Origin of the sequence: Modicisalibacter radicis (assembly GCF_900961225.1) — a bacterium.
GTDB lineage: Bacteria > Pseudomonadota > Gammaproteobacteria > Pseudomonadales > Halomonadaceae > Modicisalibacter.
On the sequence record NZ_CAAHFN010000051.1, the window covers coordinates 79,193 to 89,995 of the forward strand.

The 10,803-nt window shown below is 66.5% G+C and carries 7 protein-coding genes; all 7 read left to right on the forward strand.

Annotated features, from left to right (window positions below; genetic code table 11):
* The first annotated feature begins 40 nt into the window (after positions 1 to 40).
* The 7 genes from HR9077_RS04835 (at position 41) to rpsA (ending at position 10,667) form a co-directional block, all read left to right on the forward strand.
* Positions 41 to 475: an acyl-CoA thioesterase gene (locus tag HR9077_RS04835; RefSeq protein WP_136065699.1), complete on the forward strand. Its 435-nt coding sequence runs from the start codon at positions 41 to 43 to the stop codon at positions 473 to 475.
* Between the two features lie 213 nt (positions 476 to 688).
* Entirely contained in the window at positions 689 to 3,463 is a 2,775-nt protein-coding gene (gyrA, locus tag HR9077_RS04840) for a DNA gyrase subunit A (RefSeq protein ID WP_136065701.1), read from the forward strand.
* A 124-nt stretch (positions 3,464 to 3,587) separates the two neighbouring features.
* Positions 3,588 to 4,685 (forward strand): 3-phosphoserine/phosphohydroxythreonine transaminase, encoded by a 1,098-nt coding sequence (gene serC / locus HR9077_RS04845; RefSeq protein ID WP_136065703.1) that lies wholly within the window; start codon positions 3,588 to 3,590, stop codon positions 4,683 to 4,685.
* Between the two features lie 32 nt (positions 4,686 to 4,717).
* Positions 4,718 to 5,809 carry a prephenate dehydratase gene (gene pheA / locus HR9077_RS04850; RefSeq protein WP_136065705.1) on the forward strand — a complete coding sequence of 364 codons (1,092 nt, stop codon included), beginning with the start codon at positions 4,718 to 4,720 and terminating at the stop codon, positions 5,807 to 5,809.
* Complete coding sequence (locus tag HR9077_RS04855) at positions 5,810 to 8,098, forward strand: bifunctional prephenate dehydrogenase/3-phosphoshikimate 1-carboxyvinyltransferase (protein ID WP_244613032.1); 2,289 nt, start codon at positions 5,810 to 5,812, stop codon at positions 8,096 to 8,098. It begins immediately after the preceding gene.
* The gene (cmk, locus tag HR9077_RS04860; RefSeq protein WP_136065707.1) at positions 8,095 to 8,790 is read left to right on the forward strand and encodes a (d)CMP kinase; all 696 of its coding nucleotides are present in this window, start codon (positions 8,095 to 8,097) and stop codon (positions 8,788 to 8,790) included. Before HR9077_RS04855 ends, cmk begins: the two co-directional genes overlap by 4 nt.
* A 203-nt stretch (positions 8,791 to 8,993) precedes the next feature.
* On the forward strand, positions 8,994 to 10,667 hold the full coding sequence (gene rpsA / locus HR9077_RS04865) for a 30S ribosomal protein S1 (RefSeq protein WP_136065709.1): 1,674 nt from the start codon (positions 8,994 to 8,996) through the stop codon (positions 10,665 to 10,667).
* Positions 10,668 to 10,803: the final 136 nt, after the last annotated feature.

Below are 10,803 nucleotides of genomic sequence, written 5' to 3' on the forward strand. Positions count from 1 at the left end.
TACGTGCTTTCACATTCGCCAATGCCAAGGATCGCTCGCCATGGACCCACGAATCGCCCGTTCCACGCTGCGCGTGCGCGGCTTCCATCTCGACGGCTACGCCCACGTCAACAACGCCCGCTATCTGGAGTTCCTCGAGGAGGGGCGCTGGGCCTATTTCGAGCAGCAGTTCGACCTGGCGGCGCTGTTCAACCAGGGGCTGGCGGCGGTCGCCGTCAATCTCAACATCAATTATCGGCGCGCCGCGGTGATCCACGACGAGCTGGAAGTGCTGACCTCCCTGGCCAGCCTCAGTCATCGCAGTGCCATCATCCATCAGGAGATCAACCGTGTCGGCGACGGCAAGCGCGTCGCCGATGCCGACTTCACCTTCGTGCTGCTGGATACCAACACCGGCAAGACCCTGCCGATCGACGGCGAACTGCGCGATACCCTGCGGCCCTATGTGCTCGGCGAGACGCAGACGAGCGAGTGAAGCGATGCGCGGGTCATGCCGCGCCGGCCGACCGAAATCCCCTGCGCTGCCTTAATGCGCCGCGCAATGGTATAATCGCCCGATCGTGTCGCCCCGCGGGGGGCACAGCCTTCGCCTCGTCGCCTTCTCGGTGCCAGCCGGACGGGAGCGGAGGTTAATCGCTTGCTGTTATGCCAGCGCTTATCAGTCGCAGTGCAAAGGATTTGACGACACATGGGTGACATCGCCAGAGAGATTCTGCCAGTCAATATCGAGGACGAACTCAAGCAGTCGTACCTCGATTACGCGATGAGCGTGATCATCGGCCGCGCACTTCCGGACGTGCGCGATGGGCTCAAGCCGGTTCACCGCCGTGTGCTCTACGCCATGCACGAGCTGGGCAACGACTGGAACAAGCCCTACAAGAAGTCCGCCCGTGTGGTCGGCGACGTGATCGGTAAGTATCACCCCCACGGCGACAGTGCGGTCTACGACACCATCGTGCGCATGGCGCAGGACTTCTCGATGCGTTACGTGCTGGTCGACGGCCAGGGCAACTTCGGCTCGATCGACGGCGACAGCGCGGCGGCGATGCGTTACACCGAGGTGCGCATGGCGCGGCTCTCCCACGAGCTGCTGGCCGACCTCGAGAAGGACACCGTCGACTGGGTCGACAACTACGACGGCACCGAGCGCATCCCCGACGTGCTGCCGACCAAGGTGCCCAACCTGCTGGTCAACGGCGGCTCGGGCATCGCGGTGGGCATGGCGACCAATATTCCGCCGCACAACATGGTCGAGGTGATCAACGGCTGCCTGGCCCTGATCGACGACTACACGCTGACCATCGACGATCTGATGGAGTACATCCCGGGGCCCGACTTCCCCACCGCCGGGATCATCAACGGCCGCGCCGGCATCCTCGACGCCTATCGCACCGGCCGCGGGCGCATCTACGTGCGCGCCCAGTACACCATCGAGCATCACGAGAAGAGCGGCCGCGACCATATCGTCGTCACCGAGCTGCCGTACCAGGTCAACAAGGCGCGGTTGATCGAGAAGATCGCCGAGCTGGTCAAGGACAAGCGCATCGAGGGCATCGCCGAGCTGCGCGACGAGTCCGACAAGGACGGCCTGCGCGTGGTGATCGAGGTCAAGCGCGGCGAGTCCGGCGAAGTGGTGGTCAACAATCTGTTCGCCCATACCCAGCTCGAGACCGTGTTCGGCATCAACATGGTGGCGCTGGAGGATGGCCAGCCCAGGACGCTCAATCTCAAGCAGATACTCGAGGCCTTCGTCCGCCATCGCCGCGAGGTGGTGACCCGCCGCACGCTCTTCGAACTGAAGAAGGCTCGCGAGCGCGGCCACATCCTGGAAGGCCTCGCCGTTGCCATCTCCAACATCGACGAGGTGATCGAGCTGATCAAGGCTTCGCCTTCCGCCGCCGAGGCCAAGGAGAAGCTGCTCGACAAGGCCTGGCAACCGGGCCAGGTGACCAGCATGCTCGAGCGCGCCGGGGCGGTGTCGTGCAAGCCGGAAGGCCTCGAGGAGGGCCTGGGGCTTTCCGAGGACCGGCGCGAGTATCGTCTGTCGCCGGCCCAGGCCCAGGCGATCCTCGAACTGCGCCTGCACCGCCTGACCGGGCTCGAGACCGAGAAGCTGCTCAACGAATACCTGGGCATTCTCGAGAGGATCGCCGAGCTCAGCGCGATCCTGGCTTCCGCCGATCGCCTGCTCGAGGTGATCCGCGAGGAACTGATCGCGGTGCGCGACCAGTATGGCGACGCCCGCAAGACGGTCATCCAGACCAGCCGCCTCGACCTGACCATCGCCGACCTGATCAACGAAGAGGACATGGTGGTCACCATCTCGCGCTCGGGCTATGCCAAGACCCAGCCGATCACCGACTACCAGGCCCAGCGCCGCGGCGGGCGCGGCAAGTCGGCGACCAGCATGAAGGACGAGGACGTGATCGAGCACCTGCTGGTGGCCTCGACCCACGATACCGTGCTGCTGTTCTCCAACAAGGGCAAGGTCTACTGGCTCAAGGTCTACGAGATCCCCGCGGCCAGCCGCGGCTCGCGGGGCAAGCCGCTGGTCAACCTGCTGCCGCTCGACGGCGACGAGGCGATCAACGCCATGCTGCCGGTACGCGAGTATCGCCAGGACAGCTACATCTTCTTCGCCACTGCCAACGGGACCGTCAAGCGCACCACCCTCGACCAGTTCTCGCGGCCGCGCAGTGTCGGCCTGATCGCCATCGATCTCGACGAGGGCGACCGCCTGGTCGGCGCCGCGGTGACCAATGGCGAGGACCACGTCATGCTGCTGTCGTCCAACGGCAAGGCGATCCGCTTCGAGGAGGGCAACGTGCGCGCCATGGGTCGCACCGCCCGCGGCGTTCGCGGCATGCGCCTGCAGGACGATGCCGAGGTGATCAGCCTGATCATTCCGCGCTCGACGCAGATCGACGACAGCGAGCCGAGCGACGACGACGGCGCGGACAGCGAGGCCCCGGAATCCCGGGTCGATGCCGGCGGCGACGGCGGCGACGAGCAGATCTATATCCTGACCGCCTCGCAGCGCGGTTTCGGCAAGCGCACGCGGCTCGAGGCCTTCCCGCTGCGCGGACGCGGCGGCCAGGGCGTGATCGCCATGCAGACCAGCGCGCGCAATGGCGACCTGGTCTCGGCGATCCAGGTTCACGCCTGCGACGAGATGATGCTGATCACCGATCGCGGCACCTTGGTGCGCACCCGCGTCGAAGAGGTCTCGGCGACGTCGCGCAACACTCAGGGGGTGATGTTGATCCGCCTGGGCGAGGGCGAGTCGCTGGTCAAGACCGTCCGTGTCGACGAGCCCAGCGAGGAGCCGGTCGACGCGGCGATCGAAGGCGAGTCCTCGCCGGGCGACGCCTCGCCGGGCGACGCCTCGCCGGGCGACGTCATCGATGGCGAGGCCTCGGCCGGCAGCGAGGGTGACCGGCCGGAGCCGGAAGATTCGCAGTAGATCGAGCTGAGTCACCCGCGACCGCCGTCAGACGGCGGTCGCTTGCCATGACCAGTCCGCTCGTTCACCAACATGCCCATCAATACACATCTATCACCACGTAGAGTTGCGAGAGACGACGCCGATGACACGCCGCTACAACTTCTGCGCCGGGCCGGCCGCGCTGCCCACCCCGGTACTCGAGCGGGCCCGCGAAGAGATGCTCGACTACCAGGGCCGCGGCCTGTCGGTCATGGAGATGAGTCACCGCAGTCCGGAGTTCGTGGCCATCGCCGAGGCCGCCGAGGCCAACCTGCGCACGCTGCTGCGGATCCCCGACAATTACCGGGTGCTGTTCATGCAGGGCGGCGCGACGATGCAGTTCGCCTGCGTTCCGCTCAATCTGCTGGGAAACGGCGGCACGCCCAACTATCTCGATACCGGCATCTGGTCGGCCAAGGCGATCAAGGAGGCCGACCACCTGGCCGGTTCCCACCTCGCCGCCACCAGCCGGGCGGGCGGTTACGTCGACGTGCCGCGGGGTGACGAGATCGCGCTGTCCGCGGACGCGGCCTATCTGCATTACTGCCACAACGAGACCATCGGCGGCCTGGCCTTCGACTATGTCCCCACGCTCGATGGGCCCGGCGCGGCTGTGCCGCTGGTCTGCGACATGTCCTCGTCGATGCTTTCGGCGCCGCTCGACGTCTCGCGGTTCGGAGTGATCTACGCCGGCGCGCAGAAGAACATCGGTCCGGCCGGGCTGACCCTGGCGATCGTCCGCGACGATCTGCTCGAGCGCGCGCTGCCGCACACGCCCTCGCTTCTGAACTGGAAGGTCTACGCCGACAACGCGTCGATGATCAACACGCCGCCGACCTATGCCTGGTACCTGGCCGGCCTGGTGTTCGAGTGGCTCAAGGACGACATCGGCGGCCTCGAGGCGATGGCGGCGATCAACCGGCGCAAGGCCGCTTCCCTGTACGATGCCATCGACGCCAGCGACTTCTACAGCAACCCCATCGCGCCGGCCAACCGTTCGCTCATGAACGTGCCGTTCGTGCTCGCCGACGAGGCGCTCAACGATAGCTTTCTCGACGAGGCCGAAGCGGCGGGGCTGCTCAATCTCAAGGGCCACCGCAGCGTCGGCGGCATGCGCGCCAGCCTCTACAACGCCGTCAGCCAGCAGGCCGTCGAGGCGCTGGTGACCTTCATGCACGATTTCGAGCAACGTCACGGCTAACAGCTGGCCGCAGCCCAGCGCGGGAGAACGCGATGAGTGAATTACCCGTCGATCTCGATGCCTTGCGCGAGCGCATCGACGACATCGATACCCGGATCCTTGAGTTGATCAGCGAGCGCGCCCAGTGCGCGCAATGGGTCGCCCAGGTCAAGACCGCCGGCGATCCGCAGGCGGTCTTCTACCGCCCCGAGCGCGAGGCCCAGGTGCTGCGGCGCATCATGGCGCTCAATCCCGGTCCGCTGGACGCCGAGGAGATGGCCCGGCTGTTCCGCGAGATCATGTCCGCCTGCCTGGCGCTGGAACAGCCGGTCAAGGTCGCCTACCTGGGCCCCGAGGGCACCTTCACCCAGCAGGCGGCGCTCAAGCATTTCGGCGAGAGCGCCGTGAGCCTGCCGATGGCGGCGATCGACGAGGTCTTTCGCGAGGTCGAGGCGGGGGCGGTCAACTACGGGGTGGTGCCGGTCGAGAACTCCACCGAGGGGGTGGTCAACCACACCCTGGACTCGTTCATGGACTCGTCGATGCACATCTGCGGCGAGGTCGTGCTGCGCATCCATCACCACCTGCTGGTCGCCGGCACCACACGCCAGGACAAGATCTCGCGGATCTACTCGCACCCGCAATCCTTCGCCCAGTGCCGCAAGTGGCTCGACGCCCACTATCCTCATGCCGAGCGCGTGCCGGTGTCGTCGAACGCCGAGGCGGCACGGCTGGTCAAGAGCGAATGGCACAGCGCGGCGATCGCCGGCGACATGGCGGCCAAGCTCTACGAGCTGGAGCGGATCGCCGAGAAGATCGAGGACCGGCCCGACAACTCGACGCGTTTTCTGATCATCGGCCATCAGGACGTGCCGATGTGCGGCACCGACAAGACCTCGCTGGTGGTGGCGATGCGCAACCAGCCGGGGGCGTTGCACGACCTGCTCGAACCCTTCCATCGCCACCAGGTCGACATGACCCGCCTCGAGACGCGACCGTCGCGTACCGGGGTGTGGAACTACGTGTTCTTCATCGACTTCAAGGGGCACGTCGATCAGCCCGAGGTCGCCGCGCTGCTCGACGAGGTGCGTCTGCGCGCCGCCGAAATGAAGGTGCTGGGCTCCTACCCCCAGGGGGTGCTCTAGGTGGTGGAGCCAAGCCACGGCGGGGCGCGCTCGGTCGCCGAACCGCGGATCCTGATCGTCGGCCTGGGGCTGATCGGCGGCTCGCTGGCCGCCGCGCTCAAGGCCGGCGGCTATCGCGGCGGGATCGTCGCCTGCGACCGCGATCCCGGCGAGATCGCCCGCGGCATCGCCATGGGCGTGATCGACGACGGCGGTAGCGAGCTGGCGCCCTGGGTCGAGGCCAGCAGCCTGATCGTGCTGGCGGTGCCGGTGATGGCGATGCAGGCGGTGATGACGACGCTGCGCCCGCTGCTCGACGATCAGGTGATCACCGACGTGGGCAGCACCAAGCTGGCGATCCGCACGGCCGCCGAGGCGGTGTTCGGCGCCTTGCCGGCGCGCTTCGTGCTCGGCCATCCGATCGCCGGTTCCGAGAAGAGCGGTGTCGCGGCGTCCAACCCGGCGCTCTATCGTGGCCACAAGGTGATCCTCACCCCCGCTCCCGGCAATGACCCGCAGGCGGTGGCCCGGGTGCGCGCGCTGTGGACGGCGTGCGGCGCCGAGGTGCTGGAGATGGCCGTCGAGCGCCACGACCAGGTGCTGGCGCGCACCAGTCACCTGCCGCATCTGCTGGCGTTCTCGCTGGTCGATACCCTGGCGCGCCAGGACGAACGCCTCGAGATCTTTCGCTACGCCGCCGGCGGCTTTCGCGACTTCACCCGGATCGCCGGCAGCGACCCGGTGATGTGGCGCGACGTGTTCACCGCCAACCGCGATGCGGTGCTCGCCGCGCTCGATGACTTCGAGGCCGGCGTGGCGCGGTTGCGCACGGCGGTGGAGCGCGGCGACGACGATGCCATGCTGGCGACGCTGGACCGCGCCAGCCATGCTCGGCACTATTTCGATACCCTTTTGAACAAGACGAGATATCAGGCGATGGAACAACGCAACATCCGCTACCGCGTGCAGCCCGGCGGCAGCGTTCGCGGGACGATCCGCGTGCCCGGCGACAAGTCGGTCTCGCACCGCTCGATCATGCTCGGCGCGCTGGCCGAGGGAGTGACCGAGGTGCAGGGGTTCCTCGAGGGCGAGGACAGCCTGGCCACGCTGCAGGCGTTCCGCGAGATGGGGGTGGCGATCGAGGGGCCGCACCAGGGCCGCGTGACCATCCATGGCGTCGGCATGCATGGCCTCAAGGCGCCGGTGGGGCCGCTCTACGTGGGCAACGCCGGCACCGCCATGCGATTGTTCGCCGGGCTGCTGGCGGGGCAGGCCTTCGATACCGAGCTGACCGGCGACGTCTCGCTGACCAGGCGGCCGATGGGCCGTGTGGCCGACCCGCTGCGCGCGATGGGCGCGGTGATCGAGACCGCCGAGGGCGGCCGGCCGCCGCTCAGGATCAAGGGCGGCCAGGCGCTCAAGGGCATCGACTACGACATGCCGATGGCCAGCGCCCAGGTGAAGTCCTGCCTGCTGCTGGCGGGGATGTACGCCGAGGGCGAGACCCGGGTGCGCGAGCCGGCGCCGACCCGCGATCATACCGAGCGCATGCTCAACGGCTTCGGCTATCCGGTGTCCCGCGACGGCGATCTGGCCTGGCTCAGCGGCGGCGGCAAGCTGACGGCGGGGCCGATCGACGTGCCCTCCGACATCTCCTCGGCGACGTTCTTCCTGGTCGCCGCGGCGATCACCCCGGGCTCGGACCTGACCCTCGAGCACGTCGGCGTCAATCCCACGCGGATCGGGGTGATCAATATTCTCGAGGCGATGGGCGCCGATCTCGAACTCTCCAACCAGCATGAAGTGGGCGGCGAGCCGGTGGCCGACATCCGCGTGCGCTACACGCCGCTGTCGGGCATCGAGATCCCCGCCGATCAGGTGCCGCTGGCGATCGACGAATTCCCGGCGCTGTTCGTCGCCGCGGCCAGCGCCGAGGGCACGACGCGGCTGCGCGGTGCCGAGGAGCTGCGGGTCAAGGAGTCCGACCGGCTGCAGGCGATGGCCGACGGCCTGGCCGCGCTGGGTGTCGACGTCACGCTGCATGACGATGGCATCGACATCGTCGGTCGTCTCGAGGGTCGGGGCGACGATGGCCCCAGCTACGGCGGCGGGCGCATCGACAGTCTCGGCGACCATCGCATCGCCATGGCGTTCAGCATCGCCGCGCTGCGCGCCCGCGAGGCGATCGAGATCGACGACTGCGCCAATGTGGCGACCTCGTTCCCGGGCTTCATCGAGCTGGCGCGCAAGGTGGGGATGACCCTCGACGAGCAGGCGGGCGCGACGTATCGGGACGAGGAGGGCGCATGAGCCAGGACGCTACTGCCGCGGTGCTCGCCATCGACGGCCCCGGCGGGGCCGGCAAGGGCACGGTGAGTCGCCTGATCGCCGAGCGGCTGGGCTGGCACCTGCTGGATTCCGGCGCGCTCTACCGGCTGACCGCCCAGGCGGCGCTCAAGCATGAGGTGGCGCTCGACGACGAACCGGCGGTGGCGCACCTGGCCGAGTCGCTGGATGTCGCCTTCATCGCCGAAAGCGGCGAGACGCGGGTCATGCTCGAGGGCGACGACGTGAGTGCGGCGATCCGTACCGAGGCGATGGGCGAATGCGCCTCCCAGGTTGCGGCGCTGCCGTTGGTACGCCAGGCGTTGCTGGCCCGCCAGCGCGATTTCCAGAAGCCGCCCGGGCTGGTCGCCGACGGTCGCGACATGGGCACGGTGGTGTTTCCCGCCGCCGCGCTGAAGATATTTCTCACCGCTTCCGCCGAGGAGCGGGCCCGTCGGCGCCACCTGCAGTTGCAGGAAGCGGGCGTGGATGCTATTCTATCGAGTCTTTTAAAAGAGATTCAGTCTCGCGACGCACGCGACATGCAGCGTGCCGTGGCTCCGCTCAAGCCGGCCGACGACGCCATTGAGCTGGATACCACCGAGCTGTCGATACCGGATGTGGTAGATCACATTCAGAGGCTGCTTGAGGATCGAAGTCTGATCGCCTCGATCTGAAGTGAAGTCCCCGATGCGACGACGCTTCCGGCGCCCCCGGCAAGATGTAATGACGTGCTCCGGCAACCTGACGACATGCGACTGAGAGCCGGATCAGGTCGAACCAGCGCCAACATCCCCGGGGATTTGTAAAGTAGGCCCGCACTCGCTGGTGGTGTGGAGAAGGCGACAACCGCCATTACCGTTGATCACGTAGGATGCTCATGAGCGAAAGCTTTGCTGAACTGTTCGAACAGTCCCTCCAGGACATCAACATGGAACCCGGTGCCATCGTCATGGCCACCGTGGTGGACATCGAAGGTGACTGGATTACCGTCAATGCCGGCCTGAAATCCGAAGGCCAGATCCCCGTGGCTCAGTTCCGTGACGACAACGGCGAACTGACCATCGGTATTGGCGACGAAGTCAAGGTTGCACTCGAAGCCGTCGAGGACGGGTTCGGTGAGACGCGTCTGTCCCGCGAGAAGGCCAAGCGTGCCGAAGCCTGGAAAGAGCTGGAAGCCGCCTTCGAAAAGGACGAGATCGTCAAGGGCGTGATCAACGGCAAGGTCAAGGGCGGTTTCACGGTCGACGTGGCCTCCATCCGTGCCTTTCTGCCGGGTTCGCTGGTCGACGTGCGTCCGGTGCGCGACACCACGCATCTCGAGAACAAAGAGCTCGACTTCAAGGTCATCAAGCTCGATCCCAAGCGCAACAACGTGGTCGTTTCCCGCCGTGCCGTGCTCGAAGCCGAGAACAGCGCCGAGCGTGAAGCACTGCTGGCGACACTGCAGGAAGGCCAGCAGATCCAGGGTATCGTCAAGAACCTCACCGATTACGGTGCGTTCGTCGATCTGGGCGGCGTCGATGGTCTGCTGCACATCACCGACATGGCCTGGAAGCGCATCAAGCATCCGTCCGAGATCGTCGGTGTCGGCGACGAGATCAACGTCAAGGTGCTGAAGTTCGACCGCGAGCGCAATCGCGTTTCGCTGGGCCTCAAGCAGCTGGGCGAGGATCCCTGGGTCAACATCAAGGCGCGCTACCCGGAAGGCACCAAGGTCGACGCGCGCGTCACCAACCTCACCGACTACGGCTGCTTCGCCGAGCTGGAAGAGGGTGTCGAGGGTCTGGTTCACGTCTCCGAAATGGACTGGACCAACAAGAACATCCATCCGTCCAAGGTCGTGCAGGTCGGTGACGACGTGCAGGTGATGGTGCTGGATATCGACGAGGAGCGTCGTCGCATCTCGCTGGGCATCAAGCAGTGCACCACCAACCCGTGGGAAGACTTCAGCGCCCGTTACAACAAGGGCGACCGGGTTGCCGGGACCATCAAGTCGATCACCGATTTCGGTATCTTCATCGGTCTCGAAGGCGGCATCGACGGCCTGGTTCACCTCTCCGACATCTCCTGGTCCGAGACCGGCGAAGAAGCGGTGCGCCAGTTCAAGAAGGGCGACGAGGCCGAAGCCGTCATCCTGTCGATCGACCCGGAGCGCGAGCGCATCTCGCTGGGCATCAAGCAGCTCGAGACCGACCCGGTTTCCGAGTTCCTGGCGGTCAACGACAAGGGCTCGCTGGTTACCGGCCGTGTCGTCGAAGTCGACGCCAAGGAAGCCCACGTCGAGCTGGCGACCGATGTCATCGGTATCCTCAAGGCCTCCGAAATCAGCGCCGACCGTGTCGAAGACGCGCGCAACGTGCTGAGCGAGGGCGACAGCGTCGAAGCCCGCATCGTCGGTGTCGATCGCAAGAACCGTGCGATCTCCCTGTCGGTCAAGGCCAAGGACCAGGCGGATACACGCCGCAACATGGGTCGCCTGCGCGAGCAGGAAAGCGAGTCCAGCCCGACCACCATCGGTGACCTGATCAAGCAGCAGATGGGTCAGGACTGATCGTCCGCTAGTCTCGCAAGAGGCAAGATGGCCGTATGAAAGCCGCGACCTTCGGGTCGCGGCTTTTTCATGTCCGTTCGGTCAAGCCCGCCCGGCGGGCAGGAAGGGCGCGTTGGCGCCGGCAGGGGGTCAGGAG